General features: G+C 57.2%; 13 protein-coding genes and 3 pseudogenes. 8 read left to right on the forward strand and 8 right to left on the reverse strand.

Going from position 1 to position 17,237, the window contains the following annotated elements; genetic code table 11:
• Nucleotides 1–95: 95 nt before the first annotated feature.
• A pseudogene (locus tag PYH37_RS00115) lies at nucleotides 96–677 on the reverse strand (general stress protein); the annotation flags it as partial.
• Nucleotides 678–679: 2 nt separating this feature from the next.
• Between PYH37_RS00115 and mobC the strand changes: the two are divergent.
• The 3 genes and pseudogenes from mobC to PYH37_RS00130 all read left to right on the forward strand — a co-directional run.
• Nucleotides 680–953: pseudogene (gene mobC, locus PYH37_RS00120) on the forward strand (plasmid mobilization relaxosome protein MobC); the annotation flags it as partial.
• 8 nt (nucleotides 954–961) lie between these two features.
• A pseudogene (locus tag PYH37_RS00125) lies at nucleotides 962–2,047 on the forward strand (conjugal transfer protein TraA); the annotation flags it as partial.
• 2 nt (nucleotides 2,048–2,049) lie between these two features.
• Nucleotides 2,050–2,586, forward strand: a complete 537-nt coding sequence (locus PYH37_RS00130; protein ID WP_280736691.1) for a methyltransferase family protein — start codon at nucleotides 2,050–2,052, stop codon at nucleotides 2,584–2,586.
• Nucleotides 2,587–2,834: 248 nt separating this feature from the next.
• Here the strand turns inward: PYH37_RS00130 and PYH37_RS00135 are convergent, their stop codons facing one another.
• The 4 genes from PYH37_RS00135 to PYH37_RS00150 all read right to left on the reverse strand — a co-directional run bounded on the left by PYH37_RS00135 (nucleotide 2,835) and on the right by PYH37_RS00150 (nucleotide 7,139).
• Nucleotides 2,835–3,089: a hypothetical protein gene (locus PYH37_RS00135; RefSeq protein WP_280731467.1), complete on the reverse strand. Its 255-nt coding sequence runs from the start codon at nucleotides 3,087–3,089 to the stop codon at nucleotides 2,835–2,837.
• Between the two features lie 28 nt (nucleotides 3,090–3,117).
• Nucleotides 3,118–4,143 (reverse strand): L-glyceraldehyde 3-phosphate reductase, encoded by a 1,026-nt coding sequence (gene mgrA, locus PYH37_RS00140; RefSeq protein WP_280731468.1) that lies wholly within the window; start codon nucleotides 4,141–4,143, stop codon nucleotides 3,118–3,120.
• A gap of 142 nt (nucleotides 4,144–4,285) precedes the next feature.
• Nucleotides 4,286–5,188: a LysR family transcriptional regulator gene (locus tag PYH37_RS00145; protein ID WP_280731469.1), complete on the reverse strand. Its 903-nt coding sequence runs from the start codon at nucleotides 5,186–5,188 to the stop codon at nucleotides 4,286–4,288.
• A 928-nt stretch (nucleotides 5,189–6,116) separates the two neighbouring features.
• Nucleotides 6,117–7,139, reverse strand: a complete 1,023-nt coding sequence (locus PYH37_RS00150) for an IS110 family RNA-guided transposase (RefSeq protein ID WP_280731470.1) — start codon at nucleotides 7,137–7,139, stop codon at nucleotides 6,117–6,119.
• Between the two features lie 202 nt (nucleotides 7,140–7,341).
• On the opposite strand from PYH37_RS00150, the gene PYH37_RS00155 reads away from it, so the two are divergent.
• From PYH37_RS00155 to PYH37_RS00165, 3 genes are all read left to right on the forward strand, one after another.
• The gene (locus tag PYH37_RS00155; protein ID WP_280731471.1) at nucleotides 7,342–7,620 is read left to right on the forward strand and encodes a hypothetical protein; all 279 of its coding nucleotides are present in this window, start codon (nucleotides 7,342–7,344) and stop codon (nucleotides 7,618–7,620) included.
• Nucleotides 7,621–7,916: 296 nt separating this feature from the next.
• Nucleotides 7,917–8,660 (forward strand): hypothetical protein, encoded by a 744-nt coding sequence (locus tag PYH37_RS00160; protein ID WP_280731472.1) that lies wholly within the window; start codon nucleotides 7,917–7,919, stop codon nucleotides 8,658–8,660.
• A 32-nt stretch (nucleotides 8,661–8,692) separates the two neighbouring features.
• Nucleotides 8,693–10,069, forward strand: a complete 1,377-nt coding sequence (locus tag PYH37_RS00165) for a hypothetical protein (RefSeq protein WP_280731473.1) — start codon at nucleotides 8,693–8,695, stop codon at nucleotides 10,067–10,069.
• Between the two features lie 179 nt (nucleotides 10,070–10,248).
• Here PYH37_RS00165 and PYH37_RS00170 read toward each other — a convergent pair whose 3' ends face one another.
• Nucleotides 10,249–13,440, reverse strand: coding sequence for a lantibiotic dehydratase (locus PYH37_RS00170; RefSeq protein WP_280731474.1), 3,192 nt, complete (start codon nucleotides 13,438–13,440; stop codon nucleotides 10,249–10,251).
• 168 nt (nucleotides 13,441–13,608) lie between these two features.
• Here PYH37_RS00170 and PYH37_RS00175 point away from each other — a divergent pair, with 168 nt between their 5' ends.
• Both PYH37_RS00175 and PYH37_RS00180 read left to right on the forward strand, forming a co-directional pair.
• Nucleotides 13,609–13,905: a hypothetical protein gene (locus tag PYH37_RS00175; protein ID WP_280731475.1), complete on the forward strand. Its 297-nt coding sequence runs from the start codon at nucleotides 13,609–13,611 to the stop codon at nucleotides 13,903–13,905.
• Between the two features lie 9 nt (nucleotides 13,906–13,914).
• Nucleotides 13,915–14,781, forward strand: a complete 867-nt coding sequence (locus PYH37_RS00180; protein WP_280731476.1) for a cupin-like domain-containing protein — start codon at nucleotides 13,915–13,917, stop codon at nucleotides 14,779–14,781.
• Nucleotides 14,782–15,603: 822 nt separating this feature from the next.
• Here the strand turns inward: PYH37_RS00180 and PYH37_RS00185 are convergent.
• Nucleotides 15,604–15,846, reverse strand: a complete 243-nt coding sequence (locus PYH37_RS00185; protein WP_280731477.1) for a hypothetical protein — start codon at nucleotides 15,844–15,846, stop codon at nucleotides 15,604–15,606.
• A gap of 51 nt (nucleotides 15,847–15,897) precedes the next feature.
• The gene (locus tag PYH37_RS00190; RefSeq protein WP_280731478.1) at nucleotides 15,898–17,133 is read right to left on the reverse strand and encodes a sensor histidine kinase; all 1,236 of its coding nucleotides are present in this window, start codon (nucleotides 17,131–17,133) and stop codon (nucleotides 15,898–15,900) included.
• Between the last annotated feature and the right edge of the window lie 104 nt (nucleotides 17,134–17,237).

Here is a 17,237-nt window from a genome sequence, read left to right on the forward strand (position 1 = left end):
CTAACGGCAACGTTCCGCAGGGAAGGTTGGTTCCATGGTGGTTTCCGGTGAGGCATTGTGAAGGCGCCTGTCGGCGCCGTCATCAATAGAGGCCGCTACGGCATCATAGTCCGGTAACGTTCGCGTTCGCGTTGGACCTGGTCCAGCGTGTACAGGTCTGCTTTTTCGTCAAACCGCTTCCAGCCTTCATCAGCATAGATGCTCCTGCGGGCGGCAAGATCTACGCTGTTTCGTTGCTCGAGTATTGCTTCTGCTTGGGGTGCAAGGCTGTCGTCAACCCTTGCCGTCACCAGGGTGCCCCCACGGCGAACGCCCTCGGCGTAAACATGGGCTTCCCCTTCATCGATCCCGGAATCAGTCAGCGCGCCGATCAACCCTCCTGCCGCTCCGCCTGCTACGGCTCCAGCTGCTGCGCCGACGGCGGTGGACGCCAGCCATCCTGCGGCCACAACAGGCCCAACGCCTGGAATTGCCATCAGGCCCAATCCGGTCAGCAGGCCGACAACGCCACCTCCGGCAGCTCCAAGGCCAGCTCCGGTACCGGCACCTTCGGCCGCGTTGGAGCTTTCGACCGAGTACCAATCGCCTGTGTTGTTTGCAACGATGCTGATATCATCGGAAGGCACACCTGCTGCTTCCAAATCCCTGACGGCGTCGCGAGCATCTCCATAGTCGTCCTGTGTCCAGCTTTTTTCGCTCGCTGCTACTGGAAGGGGCGGGGGTGCGGCCGATCCTGACCGGAGATGACCGCCTAATAACGGCGGCTCTGCTCGAGGGATATGCGGATGATCGCCATCAACCTGAACCAAGTTGCGAGGGCGCTCAACAGTGGTCGAGGCGTCCACCCGAGCGAATTGGACATCAACCTTGAGAACGTGCAGCGCGTCCAAGCCGCGGTGATGAGCGAGCTTCGGTCTCTGACCCGTCGCGCCGGTTATCAGCGTCGAGGGTAGGCGTAGCCTTGGAAATCTTCTTCGGCGCATTCACTAGCGAATGGGAGCAGCGGCGCGCAGCTCTGCTGCATGAAATGTCGTCTGGTGGTGGTCGCTCGGCCGAAGAAGAGATGCGAAAGCGCCTCAAGCAGTTGGCTCAACTCGGTGCTGCAGGTGGCGGCGGAGGCTCAGGCGGGGGTTCCGGTGATAGTGGATCCGGATCGAAGGGCAGGGGGCTCCTCGAGCGCAGCCGACGCCGGCGACAACTGCGGCAAGCCGTCCGATGGATGCGCGGCTTGCGGCCGTAGCCAAGGGAAGCCAGCCAGCCGTCGTCAAAATGGCGTCCTATGGCGGCGGTGCTCGTGTCGGTGCGATGCTGAATTATGTGTCGAGATCCGGCGAGCTGAAGGTGGAGAATGAGAGCGGCAGGATCCTTGATGGTCGGGAAGATCTGGCCCGTGTCCGCGGTGATTGGGATCACCTTTTTCAGAACCGCGCCGAAAGTCGGGACATTGGCAGCTTTACCGTTGAAATTGCCGCTTCTGGCTTTGCATCGGATGAGGCATTGCACGAGCAGATGAGAAGCACCCTGACCAGCGGCTTTGGCGACCGGCGCTATGCCTATGCGATCGAGAAGAATGAGGGCGGCTCCGTGACCATCCAGGGGATCGTCGTATTGCGAAGCGGACAGGGGGAGCGGCTGACGGGCGATGCGAGGGCGGCTGGCATCATGCGGGGCCGATACGACGCCAGCGCGGCCGCTGTGGATGCAGGCGCGAAATTCTCATCTCACGGATATGGGAACGGCGTCGAGTTCGGCGCCAGCCGTTTGCGGAGCCTTGTCGAGCGGCATCAAGACGATCGCGACGATCGCGGCCGATCGATAGCAGACGAGAAGGCGGCGGGCGACCTGGTGCAGAAAGAATGGCGCGGCGAGCATCCACAGTCGAAAGGGCCGCGACGTGATGCATGTGATCATGTCGGCGCGGGCCGGAACGGACGTCGCTGCGTTTGAAGGGGCAGCGCGCGATTTCCTGGCGCATCAGTTTGCCGGACATCGGTATGTCTTCGCCATGTACGATCCGGCCAGCGATCCTAAAGAGGCGGGGGAGGGGGTATCCAACGCGGCGGGCTCAACAAGAAAGTCTACGCCAAAAATCTCGTCACCAAGGGCATGTTCGGCATCTGCCGCAATCCACTCTATGTCGGTAACGTGCTGATCTATGGGGCCGTGTTCGTGATGCCCGGCGATCCCTGGGTTGCCTCGATTGGCATCCTATCGTTCCTGTTCATGTACCAGTGCATCGTCCATGCAGAGGAGGATTACCTCGGTACCAGGTTCGGGGAGGGGTACAGGGCCTATTGCGCCGACGTGCCGCGCTGGATTCCGCGCTTCGGCAACTTCCGGCGAGCGACCGAAGGCATGGCCTTCAATGTCAAGCGGGTGATCGGGAAGGATTATTCGACCATGTCGGCCACCCTGATCGCGCTGCTGTCGGTGGAGGTCTACGAAACCCTCGCCGCCCCTGAGCCGGGCCGATATGGTCCATATCTCTCGCTACTAGCCACCCTGATCGCTTTCACAGGGTTGATGGCCGCCTTCGTCAGTTTTCTCAGGAAACGCGGCAGCTTCCGCGAACGAAAGGCGGTTTGACGCTGCCGCATGATCTCTTAGTGCGGTAACAGGGTAGGGCTAAGTTATGCAACGGTCTTTGCAGGCGGGATCAGCGACGCACTGCGCTACTCCGAACTGGCCCTTTGTCCCTTCAAGGCTTGGCGCGGTCACGCGGTCGAATAAGGAACACATTTCTGCACAGCGCTGACTAGGAAGCCATCGGCCGCGTTTCCCGCTTTTGATAGCGCCGGTTGATTGTCCGAGAGGTGGCGCATTGGACAATTTTGCTACAAGCGTTTCGCCGCCTCAGCCGGAACTGCAAGGCAACATTCCGTCTCCGCCTTGCAGGTGGCGGCCTTGCGCGCATGTTGGGTTTTCCGGCGTCTAGCGACGAAGCTCAGTGCGCGGGTGATTGCCATCAGGAGCGCCGACGGTTCGGCCCCGAATTGCTGATAGAACGCATCCTCATCGCGGCGCCCACGTTCTCGGTCCTGCCCGCCGCAGAATTCCATCAACCTGGCTAATGCGAGCAGGTCGAGCATGTTTGCGTCCTTTCGGCCGTTTGGTGGTTCAGACTTCCTTGGTGAGGCTGCGCCAAAGGTCGATGCCCCCCTCGCTGGCGTGGCGATCGATTTCCCGCAGATCCTCCGGAGCGAAATCCGGATTCTTGAGAGCGTCGAGGGAGTCATCGAGCTGGGCGACGGTGCGTGCCCCGATCAGCGCCGAAGTCACCCGAGGATCGCGCAGCGTCCAGGCGATCGCCATCTGGGCCAGTGACTGACCACGCCGTCTTGCAATCGCGTCGAGGGCCCGGACGCGCTGCAGGTTATCCTCGGTCAGGAGGCGCGTATTAAACGAACCGGTTTTCGCTGCGCGCGCGTCTTCCGGTATGCCATTGAGATATTTCGAGGTCAGCAGTCCTTGGGCCAGTGGTGAGAAGGCAATGCAGCCCACCCCGAGTGCGCCCAGCGCGTCGAGAAGTCCGTCCTCGATCCAGCGGTTCAGCATGGAGTAGGAGGGCTGATGGATTAATAGCGGCACGCCCTCGGCGCGCAGGATCCGCTCTGCCTCGCGCGTCCTTTCCGGACCGTAGGACGAGATGCCGACATAGAGCGCCTTGCCTTGCCGGACCATCTGCACCAGCGCACTCACCGTCTCTTCGAGCGGCACATCCGTGGTCGGCCTGTGGGAGTAGAAGATATCGACATGATCGAGACCGATGCGCCGGAGGCTCTGGTCCAGAGAGGCGAGAAGATGCTTCCTGGAGCCGCCCGACCCGTAAGGACCGGACCACATGTCCCAACCAGCCTTGGAGGAGATCACCATTTCATCGCGGTGATGGCCAAAATCCTTCTTCAGAATCAAGCCGAAGTTCTCCTCTGCCGATCCGTAAGGCGGGCCATAGTTGTTGGCGAGATCGAAATGGGTGACGCCGCGGTCGAATGCCCGCCGGACGATCGCGCGGCCGGTTTCGAAGCAGTCGGTGCCACCGAAGTTCTGCCACAGCCCAAGCGAAATCGGCGGTAGCTTGAGGCCGGAACGCCCGCACTGGCGATAGTTCACGTTCTCGTTTCTGTTCGGAGCTGCAGCAAACATATCATTACCTCAACATAGATCGCGGCATCTCCCGGAGGCGCCGGATTAGCGAACCCGGACCTAATGCGCGAAGAACGTCGGATCAATGGGGCCAGGATCAATGGATCGTTGAGGAATGCTCAAGGATGGAGCACGAGGTAAGTTATGTTCGCCGCTCTATCTCCCGAATTGTCTGGATGAGCGCGCTGATACCGAAGGGGAGCTGGCGGCGGCTGGAGTAATAGATCGAAAGCGGCGGGCCGGTCGATGACCATTGTGGCAGTGCGATCTCGAGATGCCCCGCGTCAAGATGAGGACGAACGAGCCTTTCGAGGCAATAGGCCAGGCCAGCGCCGTTAATCGCTGCACCGACTGCGAGGTCTGTTGCACCGGAAATGATCGAACCTGGCACTTCGATTTGTCGATACTCCTCTCCGCGCTCGAATTCCCAGTGATAAATCTGGCCGCGTCCGGTGCGGATGCGGATGCATCTGTGCTTGTTCAGGTCCTCGGGTATGGATGGACGACCATGTCGAGCGAAATAATCCGGTGACCCGACAGCAACCCATTGCAGGGGTGAAGTGAGCGGCACGGCAATCATGTCCTCCGGAATTGTGCCGCTGTAGCGGACGCCGGCATCGAAACCTTCGGCCGTCACGTCAACGAAATGGTCGTCGACGGCGATCTCCACCTCAATGTTCGGGTATTTCTCTGTGAAAGCAGGAAGAACCGGGGTCAAGAGCAAGGGCACGGCATCGCGCAGCACATTGATGCGGACATTCCCGACAATGCCGCGGGACTGAGCCTGCAACTCCTCAAGCCCCAATTCGATGAGGTCAAGACCCGCGGCAATTTTCTTGGCGAGCGCATCCCCCGCAACAGTTGGAGCGACGCTGCGGCTTGTACGATTGAGAAGTCGTACACCAAGTCGCTCCTCGAGGATTTTCATACGGTGACTGAGTGCCGAGACCGTTACGTCCAGATGGTCAGCGGCTTTTCGAAAGCTCCGATATTTGACAATCACGAGAAAGATCGCGAGATCCGAGAGCTGGTTTCTGTTCAACATTCCTTCGACTTGCTCCCGATCACGTCAGTTTTCTCTGCGGGGCGTGTCCTGATCGCCGACTCACGAAGTGGTTTGGCCTCACCGGTTCTGAAGCCGCAGCTGGCGCCTTCTCAAGTTCCGCTAACAAAATGCGCGGCCGCGACGCGACGCCGTTCCGGCATGAGATGGTCTCGGCGACGCGTCTGTCAACATGTCATTGAGGAGAACTAAACGGTCAGGGCCCTCCGAGGCAATAAGCTTGCGCTAAAATGCAACAGACAGTGCTCAAGCGTTAGAACGAAGATGGGTCCGCTCTATCGGACTAAGTCGGATGGGGGCGGCGATGGCCGAGCGCCTCAGAAACGTCGGAATTCGCCTCGACGTCGACAACGGCCCCCCCGGACAAATCCCAGCCGCTCGAAGAAAAGCGCGCGAAGGTGGCTGCGTCGGTCGCCTTGCTTGAGAAGTGCCAAGCTTGAACTGCAGCACAACGAGGCGGCTCCGGTCCTTGAATCCTGAAGCCGACATCAAACCCCAGTTCCTCCTCGCGCAGCAGGTTCGGGAGAAAAGTGACCGCGCAACGAGATGAGAGGGCAGCCGCTGGCGGCTAAGGATCGCCGAACTGGCCGGGCTACGGGCGAAACTGATTTCGAATGTTCCCGCTCTGTGCTGTGAAAATCGCATAATGCATCAACGGGAACCAGCGCTCCGTTTATCGCCTCCTTACATCGTTGCTGGCTGTTCTTGCCAATTTTTGCCATTGCCGCTATGATCTCTCGCATGGGCACGATGAACATTTGGCATCAGCGCGATCTCCAACCATCCCGTTCCACTCCTGTCGATGAAGGAGCTTATCTCGCGGTCTCAATCAGCAAAGAAAAGGTGGGCTGTTCGTCGCGCTCACTACCGTCCAGCGTTCCTATTCGAGTTTGCTAAACGGACGATTCGATTATGCAGCACCAACGTCAGCGGTATAGGCTTGGTTGCGTGCCAGCAATGCCCAGGCAATACGCGCTGTCTTGTTGGCCAGGGCCACCGAGACCAGCCGGGCCGGCTTGCGGGTGAGCAGCTTGGCCGCCCAATTTTTGCTGGCACTGTCCTGCCGTGCTCGACGGATCACCGCCGTGGCGCCGATAACAAGCAGGCGCCGAATATAGCCATCGCCCTGTTTGCTGATGCCGACAAGTTTCTCCTTGCCGCCACTGCTATGCGAGCGCGGCGTTAGACCAAGCCACGCCGCGAAGGAGCGGCCCGAGGAAAACAGTGTTGCATCGGGTGCCGCCGCCACAATAGCGCTTGCCGTGATCGGCCCGATGCCGGGGATGACAGCCAGCCGCCGGCTTGCCGCATTATTCCGATGCCAGGTCAAGATCTGCGTTTCGATCTTGTCGATTTCGCTGGCCACGATGCGCATTTGTTTGATCAATCCATGCAGCGCCTTGCGCGCCAATGTGGGCAGGCTGTCTTGCATCGCATGAAAAGCCTCGATCGCCGCTTTCACGCCGGCGGCCCCTTGCGCGGCGATGATGCCGAATTCAGCGAGGTGTCCGCGTAGGGCGTTGATCAACATGGTGCGCTGGCGGACCAACAGGTCGCGGGTTTTATGCAGCATCAGAACGCCTTGCTGTTTCATGCTCTTGACCGCGACGAAACGCATGGTCGGTCGTGTCACGGCCTCGCAGATCGCCTCCGCATCAGCCGCATCAGTCTTGCCGCGCTTGACGTAGGCTTTCACGTAGGCTGGCGGCATCAGCCGAACCGTGTGGCCGAGCTTGCCCAATTCCCGGCCCCAATGATGAGCCGTCGCACATGCCTCGATGCCGATGAGGCAGGGGTGAAGGCTCGCGAAGAATTTCATCACCTCGCCGCGGCGCAATGGCTTACGGACGACTACCTTGCGGCATGCGTCGATGCCGTGAACCTGGAAGATATTCTTGGCAAGGTCGAGTCCGATTGTAACAATCTGGTTCATGGAGTGGCTCCTTTCCCATGTTTCTCACAACAGCGATGCTAGACGCCGTCGGGAGGCCGCTCCACCCCATCAAATTAAGTGCCATGGCAACCCGTTGAAATCACTGGCGCAGAATTCTCATAATTAAATGCCAAATGACAGTGCCACCGTTTCTTGTCGCCGTTTGGCTGCAACCATGCGCCACCAGCAAAGGGGGGTCAATATGCGGAGAAACGCCCACGAAGCCTTGGTCGAAGGAGCCACGCCGTTCCGACGACGACCTTTAGGCGTTCGTGCGGAGGCGTACCCGAAAACCTCCAGCAAGACGCTTGTTCGAGCCTCGCTGCTGGCCTTGACTGACCTTGAACTCAACGATGGCAACGCGCTCTGGACGAACTATACGCTGGCGATCAAGCATCGTCTGGACGGCGCGGGAAACGATGAGATCGACGATCTTGGCGACGATGACCCGCTGGAACTGACCCGTTCCATCCGAATTTGAGCAGAGGTCGACCGGGGAACGAGGCTGACGCCAGTTTACGGTCTTTAAGAACATTACAAATATCCCGCAAAAACAATGATTTCTCGGCTTTCTTCGCGAAGTACATGATTGAGAACCGGCATCTCGAGTCTAAGATCACACGGGCATGGCAATATTAGTTTAGGAATTTCAGCATCATACTATTTCAGACTACAAAAAATGCAGATAATTCGCGCAAAACAGTAGCTAAATTATAATTACATGTTATCTTTATTGCTTCACGGGGTAGAAAAACAAGCCCATAGGGGGGCCTGCTCATGACGACGGAGATTGATCGTGGCAGGCCGCGGCCTGGAGCGATTCCCGCCGCATTCTCGTGGATTCCTCTTGATCGGGCTGATGCACTTAACCATGAACCCAACCCAAGCCGAAATATTGACAACATTGATCTGAAAGCTGGTTGGCCGCCTCGTATTCTCGAGGCAACTAGCATCACGCCAGTCGAGACCTTTTCATCCCCGCATTATTGTAGCCTGCGGACGCGACGTCGTAACATCGACGCGGCCCTCGCCCACCCCGAAGTTTCAAAATTGCTGACGGGGAGATGGGAGGTGCTTGGCTGCAATGTCGTGAGCGAACGCTCTCAGGTAGCAACTCGCCGAGTGCGAGCCCACTTCTTCAGTTACTCGGCCAATCGTATCATCGAAGTCTGCTTGGACGACTTGGAAGTCACTGCGGTGGCTGTGAAAGCGCCACATGAGTATCCTGAGTCTCCGATTGAAATGGCACAAGCGATATCGGTTGCGCGGAACTCTCCGCAGCTCAACGGCAAGGTTGATGGCATGGATGCCCATGCAATCCTCCAGGTTCGAGCTGATGCGTTTGCGACGGGTGCCTCAACCCGATGCATGTTGGTGATATTTACCGAAAAGAATGATCCAACTCGCGAACTTCCGGTACAATATTCGGCAATGGTGGATTTGCGAGCTCAGAGCCTGATGTACGTCGCCTTTCCTTGCGATGAACCGGGGAGCCCGTGCGGTAAACGGCAGGCGCAATAGTTGTTCTAATTGACCAGGTGGGGGAGATCCAGTTGGGCGAGACAAGCAACGGTCATTGCAAGTGGGGAAATTGGTTCTTTGACTACGGGGTTTTCGGCACCGAAGGTTTGTGCTTGGTGGACGGATTCTTTCGTGGCCAGAAGATGTTCAACAAATTGAGCCTACCGGTTATCCGCGTTAAATACGTCAAAGACGAGTTCTGGGGCGGATTTTCGTCCGTGGTAGGAGTTGGGTGCGGTCCATATAACGATCAAATTACCTGGGATACGGAAGACTTCGGCGAAAATCTCAATCCGATCGCCGGGCCACATCATCTTGTAAAATTTTCGACTCCCTCAGGTGACCGCTATATTCTGAACGACGAGATACTAGTCAGTGGTACTAAACATCTTCATCTCGCAGTATACGCTCGCATCGGAGCTTATCACATTCAACAGTCGTGGTTCATAAATGACGACGGTTGGATTCATCCGCGCATCTTTAGTAAGGGTTTGTCGTGCAATCTGGATCATTGGCACCATCCTTATTGGCGGTTCAATTTTGCGTTGGGTATTCCAGAGTCCCATAGGTTGTCCGTTTCTCGTGAAGGAGGCCCATTTATTGCTGATATAACTAATGAGGGATCCCTAATAAACAGCACATTTGGTGAATTAATTGAATACGTCGTTACTAGTACACAACCAAGTTTGCTTGTTGGCCAGGTCGAAAGGCCATCGCGGGCCATTATCATTCCGCCTCATCGGGATGAGAAGAAAGGCGTGGTCGGCCCAACCGAATTTTCGCCGTTTGATGGTTATGTACGAAAATTTCGGCCCGAGGAGGATGCTAGTTGGCCGCACGACGTTCATACGGACATTAAGTTTAACATCCACGAGCCTTGCAATGATGGTGATATCGTATTTTGGTCAATTTGCCACCTCAAACACAAGGAAAGCGACGGCGCGGATCACATGCACGATGTTGGCCCAGACATCCTGCTGGAACCTATGATTGTGGCCGGTGTGCCCCCGGAGTTTAAACGGGAAATCACAGTCAAATGCGAATTACACGTCAAGGACTTTAAGCTGACAAAGAAAGACCTATGGGACCACAAGGCTTTTTCGGATAGCGTCTTGCTTGATCCGGCAGCACTCACCGGCGAGGTAGTCAGAAAAGGTAATGCAGGTGATGTAACAGGCGAGTTAGTCGTTCGAGTGACGCTTAATCCAGATTTATCCGTCAACGTTCAATTTACTGCCAATCTCTTCGACGAACTGGAGCGAGTTGCACAGGTAAGCGGTCAGTTCAACGTCCTGAGAGATTCTGATCTGGCTTGGAACGGAATTCATCTTGTTGACTATCATGGGGGGGATCCGGACACAGCCGATATGTCCTTCCATGTGTTCAATAATGTCCAGCAAACTGCTTAGCTACTGATCCGGCGCGACTTCAGTCGGCGACGTGCACTCGACGCCCTAGTTCTTGGATCTAGTTGAGCGAGTGGACGCTTCGGGCGCTTTACAAAGCCATCGTCGAGTTCCTCCGCGAAAACAACAAGGGAAGCAAAGTGCCCGGCGCAGCGCGATCTCGCACGACAATCGTAAGACATTCAGCTGGAGTTCTTCATTTCACGCCGGTGAGTGGCTTCCTCAAGATATTGCAGTAGCAGGTCACATATGACCGCTTCCTGAAGATTAATCGAATATCGCGTCATGCGATTGGTCCACATGTGGATCAGGCTGATGCCGATCGCATCGAAGGATGTTGCCAATTGTCCGTCAGTCAACAACTGATCAAGCTCGCAGACCAGCGCTCCGTTTAGAGCCGATCTGCGGTCGATTGCGTCGATACCGAACCGCATGTCATTCCGCGAACCGGTGAGAATCGCGGATACCTCCTGCCGGCGCGACCGACGTATCCGGCGCATATGGTTCCGACTGTCGGCGTCGAGCGAGGCAATCTGTCGGTCACGATGTTGCCGCATCAAACGCTCCTTCTGCCGATCATCGAACCGAAGATCGTTCAGCAAAGCCATTACTCCGAACAGCGTTAGCTTCCAGATCGCGTCCTGATCCTCCCGATAGAAGCTCAATAATTCTATGGCAGTGCGACTGTCAGCTTCGAACATTTTCTCACAAACCGCCACACCGAGACCGCCGCCATAACGCGTGACCTCCGGCTTGTAACGCGTCGTTGCAACACTCGTAATGAGGTCAGAGGAGGAGTTTGCGAGTGAGACAATTTTTGCCAATAGAGCTTCTCGGCGATACGAATCCGGTCCGACCCTGATCCGAAGCCTGATATGCGGAGCTGGTTGATCGTACCGGATGTAAAACCATTGATCGATCAGGCGAGATACCTTCAAGTCGCCAATGCAGGGACCGAGCAGATCGGTCAACACCCGGTCTCGGGCATATTCGGCGCAAAACAGCTTGAAATAGAGCCAATCGTCCCCTGTGTATTCCGCGTAGCTCGGCGCAACGGCTCGATGCTGACGACTGGGGCCTTTGTCCGCAACGGATGTGGACGGTTCGCCGGAGACCTTAATCAACGGCACCACGAGTTCATGCGCATAACGGTTTCGGCCATCCGAAACGACAAGTTCCGCTTTGGGCGGATACCATTCGCTGAGCGTAAAGCGGTGCTTGTCCCTCGCTGCCTGCACAAGACTTTGGACTGACAATACGTTTTCTAGGTCGACAAACAGCGATTGATCGCCCTCATCCAAGCTGACGTATCTCGGCAGGCTGTTTTGTGATCTCCAGGCCTGCAGCTTCGCGAAACACGCCGCCCCGGATGATTGAGAAAATTGATCGATCTCTTGAACCGAAAAATTCCACCGAGCCAGGGACAGAATCGAACATCCGTGGCTTAGTCGCGGCAGAAAGGGTGCAGAGGCCAAGGCTCCCCAGGAAAACGAGTAGTCCTGGTCCATTCCATCCTGACCGATCTCGACAAGAAATCTGTAGGCGGCGAGCTCGCTGCGATTGTAGGCATGCGCGCAAGCGAGGTGCGGAATAACCCGACGGGCAAGTCGCTCCGAGAAGAGTTGGACCCTACCGTCAATGAGTTGAACTCTAAGATCGGTCAAGGGTATCTGCCGCTCTGGAGGAGCGCCAGAAGCGTCGGCAATGGGAATCTCATAGTCTCGAAGTACGGGTCGGCAAATTACGTTGCCAGCATTTCCTTGTGGGAGATGAACAATTTCGGCGTGAACTGCATTGTCATTCGATCCCTGCTCCTGCCGCAGAGCGGCTTGCAGTTGCGCTTCGAGGCCGGCGTCTGCCGCCGCGAAGCGTCCCAGCAATCGTGAGCATGTAGGCCCCACTACTCGGCGGAAGAAGATCCGATGTGTATTGCTATCGCTGCTGCCGGATATCACGACCAAAGCATCAAGTCCGCTCGGAACCGTTCGCGGAGTTCGCGGCGCAAGGCTAGCAATATCACTGTCGTTCAGTTCAATGGCTAAGGTGTTGGACTTCAGTGCTCTATAAAGAACTTTCAACAGGTGGTCGTCCCTGCTGGTCCAGGACGACGTAACGCTTTCTAATGTGCGAGAAGGCCAACCGTCGAGAAGGGGTACACTGGCCGACGAATTCGATCCGAAGCCGATGCCAATGTCCGGATCAATAACTTCGAGGAGGGGTCGAGGTTCGCCCCCGTACTTCGCTTCAAAGCGTCGGCGGAACTCCTCCATGGACGGAAGCGCTCTGCTATCGGCAATCGAAATGAGTAACTGGGCACCAGATGCAATTTGCTCGGCGAGCGTACGAGAGATGGTGGTATATCGCCCATACCAACAGAGCGTGGTCCGAAAAAGGCGCGCATGATCGACTTCCACGGGCAGCGAGGCCAGCGCGCTCTTTGCCCGCGCCATTCGGCTGTGAAGACCACGGAATCCATCACGGCTAGGTGTTTGGAGGGCATCAATGGCTCTTTGGATCGCGTCGTGACCGGCGCGACCCGCAGGATATTTGCCTAGCGTCTGCGCCAAACTGTGCGCGGGATCCGCTCCCGTCGCGACAACACACAACGGCGACACTAGCAGGCCGGCATCGCATAGATACTCTGCAAACCGGACCGCGTCATCAAAATCCACATCGTTGGATACTGCACAAACCGCGTCTGCAATTTTCTCTATCGTTGCCCCCTGCGGAGTGCCAGCCGCGCGCAATGCTGAAAGGAGAAACGGCGTCGGCTCGACATCCACCTGCTTGTATGTGCGCCGGTTGGCGACCATTCGTGTTTCCACGTAGCGCAGGCGGTCGGCAACACGATACAGGTCGGTTGCAGCACGAAATCGAAGGGCCTTGCGCAACTCCGGCTCCGCCGACAGTTCGGCAGCCAACTGCATCACATATCCGACATCTAGCTGCACCGTTGGACGATGATGCTTCCGTTTCGGAATTTCGAGAAATGTCGTGTCAGCGACCGTCCCGACACCAACGCCTGCGAACAAACCGAATGGCGTAGCCCGGCTTGCCATTCGGGTGAAATAGCGCAGGAGGGTTCTTTCGACTTTACCGGGCGCCGAAGATTTGTCGTGCAACCATGCGCCGAGATCTCGCGAGAAGCTGGGCGAGGCGACTTGGATCGCCGCGCTGACATCGGCGCGTCTGGCAACCTTTCGCAACCGTGCTTGAAGGGCCTCGCGATCTTGTTTGAGAGCCGCATCGATATCTCCCGCATCACGCCACGCGTCATAGGCTACAAGGTCTTTTCCCCATAGGTCGACGACGTTCCAAGCGAGGGCCGGAGTCCGCAAGACGAAGAAACCCGGGCATCGCAAAAATCGCTTCATTGCAAGCCTCCGGAAGCTTGTAGAATGCACGCGAACATTGTGACGATCGTGAATATCGGTTATGAATACTGGCTGCGGGTGGTTTCGTCTAGGCTCTCAAAGCACCCGAATCCTTGAAATGCCAGTGCGTTACTTCAGTAACTTCCTTGCGAATTAAGGAGATAGATCATGGAATCCCAGCAGCTTACTCATGATGACGTAAAAAGGCTAACGGAGCGTCTATCGAGTTGGGCTAGTACCAATCTGGATGAGAGGGAGCAGCTTCTTTTAGCCGGTGTTCTCGAGCTTGCGGGCAAAATGTACGAAGGCACTCAGTCTCCAAGCGGCAAGCGAACCCTACCACTCAAACGAGAGTCAATTCGCGACCTTCAGGTCTGGGACCGATTGCTGGAGACGCAGGGACATAGTCTTTGGACCTGCGATAAACCTCCGTCATTCGAGCAGTTCGAAACTCCGAAAAAATGAGCGCCCGCCTTGGAAATCGCCGCAGTGCCAAGGCTTTCCGCGAGTGAATTCAAGCCGTCACGATTTCGGCGACGCCCCTGTGTGGTGCATGGACTGACGACGGAATGGCCGGCTCTCGAAAGGTGGACGCCCGGCTATTTGAAGAGGGTTGCTGGCGCAGTGGAAGTCTCACTCCGCGAGACGGCCGGGAGCCCTCGTAACATCTATCAAAATCTAGCCCAAGGCGGGCGCATATCATTCGCGGACTACGTCGACTGGGTGACGGAGACCGCAGAGGCACCAGACGTTCAGGCAATCCTGGCTCAGTGGACCGATCCCGGTCGAATTACGAGCGCCATAGAAGACTGCCGTTTTGAGGCATCATACTATCTGGACGCAAAACTCCCTCAATTATCGAAGGTTATGATGGGTGATGTTTGCATCCCCACCTGGTATGACGTTTATCCGATCGACATAATTTTCTGGCTCGGTGTTCTAGGAACCTCATCTGGGCTGCATTCCGACGTGACGCCGAACTGCAATGCTCAAATTGCCGGCAGTAAGCACTTCCTCCTCTTCCCGCCGTCACAGGCGAAACGGCTCTATCAGATCCCAGGCCGCACACATTGTCGATTCGATCCGAACATGCCCGACTATGAGCGTTTCCCCGAGGCAAGAAAAGCCTCTGGATTCGAAGTCTACTTGAAGCCGGGTGAGGCCCTGTACATACCCGTTGGTTGGTTCCACCAGGTCACTGTGGTCAGTGGAATGTCCATCAACGTGAACTTCTTCTGGCAGCGGCAGTTTCCCCAAGGCTTGGCTACTCCGCCACTGTGGAGAATCCTTCTTCGGCGAGCATCGGCTCGAATGCGGCGAATTCTAGAAGCCCCGCGCTAGAAATGGTCAGCGCATGCCCCTCGCAAAACGAAGGGGATGTTCCTTTTCAGTGACCTGACGATGTCAATGATGTTGTCGCGGCCGCGGTCGGATCCTCCTTGTTCCAAGGTAAGCGGCAACGAGACCCGGTTGGAGGGGTTTGCGGTCGGATATCGGTAGCGGACGTTGTGAGCCGAAGTGAGGTTCTATGTCTGCGCCTAGTTCTGAAACTAGAACCTTTCATATGATCGAAGCTGTTGCCGACCGCCTTGAGGGTGCGCCGCGGCAACTTCGGCGGCGTTGTTCACGATGTTCAAATGACCGTGTATCCCGGGGCACTGCATGCCTTTGACAATCCGCGCAGCCCGGCGCGCGTTGCCGATCCGACTGGCAGCCGTCGCGAAACTGCCCGCGCGGCCTGCGCCGGGAGGAAGAGGCACAGCTTGTCAATGCGCCGACTGGAAAACCCTTTACCTATGCGGATGGCTGCGTCGAGTACGGCCGAGCGTCCAACATAACGATGCCGCCGCTATGGCGGCACAGGGCGAAGTGAAGGCGTTTCTGCAAAGTCGTTTGAAGGCAATTGACGGCCGGTAACAGCACAAGTGCTATGCGACTTTCTCCATCCCGTCGCGGACGCTCATTTGTCCGGGTCGCACGCCTGCTTCGGGTTCGAAGGGAGCCATTCTTCACGAGCCCTGTGCGCGACTTGTTGCGAAGATGTTCACGTTCTGCGCTAAGAAGATCGCATAATGTATCGACTGGAATTGCCGCACCTAACGCACACATCATCAGGCTTAGAGCCTCCCGGGAGTTGGTTCATCAGGGAGGTGCATCCTCGCTTTAACCGATGCGCTGGGCGACCTCGTGCGCTTTCATCTCCTGCCGGGCGAGCGCTACAACACGGTCGGAGTCGCGCCACTTATCGACGGCCTCGATTTCGGGGCCATCCTCGCCGACAAGGCTTTCGACGCCAACTGGATCATCGAAGAGATGCAGGAATGCGGCGCGCGGATCGTCATCTCGCAACGCCCACAACGCAAACATCCCATCGCGATCGATCAAGAGGTCTACAAGTGGCGGCATCTGATCGAGAGTTTCTTCTGCAAACTCAAATCGCAACTTTTCATCAATGATTTATGTTTGCAACGCCTTCATCAACTCGCGGTGAATCTCAACAGGCCCTAGACCGGAAAGTGGGATGACGATGTTCACTGTGAGACCATCCAGCCGCCAATCATGGCTCAGAGTGCCGCCGAATTGGCGGACCACAGTGGCTTCTACCAACGCGCTGCCGAAGCCCTTCGACCCGGGGGAGGAGTGTATTTGCGGCCCACCGTGTTCCTTCCATGTGATGACAAGGTGTTCGCCTTCGATCTGCCAGACAATGTCCACTCCGCCACTGTCGCCGCAAAGACCGCCGTATTTGGCAGCATTGGTCGCCAGTTCGTGGAAGACGAGCGCGAGCCCATTGACCGCCTGCTCTCCGCATCGAACAGCTGGCCCGTCGAGAGAAAACCTTCGGTTCCGTTCAAGCGTCGCAGCCTCGTGCGGTTCGACGATGATGCTCAGCAATTCGGCCAGACCGGAGGCCGCCCCCTCAACGTCGCTGAAAGAACGCCTCACCAAAGAGTGGGCGGCAGCGAGCGCGCGCAGCCGGCCGGACAGCATCGCGATCAGGTCATCCTTGTTGTCCGTACCGCGGGAGCTCATCCGGATCATGCCGCCGATGATTGCGAAAAGATTCTTGAGCCTGTGGCTCATCTCCCTGGTGAGCAGTTCCTGTTGTTCAAGCGCGTAAGAGAGTTCCTGTTCGGACCGGACCATCTTCAGCGCTATGCCGATGAAGCTCGCAAGTTCCTGCATCGTCGCTGCGTGGCGGCCGTGGAAATGTCCGATTCCATCGGCGACGATCCAGAGTGTCCCAAGTGGTTCCGTCCTTCCGATGTAAAGGGGAACGAGCAGGACCTCCGGTAGCGACAGGTCCCGCGGGATCCACTCGTAGACGCGTTCTGGATGAACGGCGAGTGTCGGCGCGTTGCGGTCCAGCGTAACACCGCACGGCGAGAAATCGCGGGGCGTCGTGGCTCTGTCGAACGGCGACAGAATTCCGGTCAGATGATGCCACCGGAATACTGGGGATGGCTCGGTCTCTTCCAGAAGACTGATGCCCGCCGAAATCCCGCCGGTCAGTTCCATGGCGAGTTCGACGAACTTCGGGAGCAACTCTCCGGGCGCGTCGTGCATGCGCCCGGCGAGCTGGAGAAGTGCGGACTTCTCGCGCGCCGCATCGGACTGTGGCACTGGCCGCTGTCTCAGGTCGACGGCGTAGACCGCCGAAACGTCAGGCTTCGACACAGCTGCAATTTTCACCTTTCCCGTCCTTTCCGCGCCCTGAGCGATCAGAAGGTTCATTGATACCGCAAATCGGAAGGCGAGCAAAACGTCGGCAGGTAGAATTCCTGGTGCAGGAGTCA

This window comes from Sinorhizobium numidicum, from assembly GCF_029892045.1.
Lineage (GTDB): Bacteria > Pseudomonadota > Alphaproteobacteria > Rhizobiales > Rhizobiaceae > Sinorhizobium > Sinorhizobium numidicum.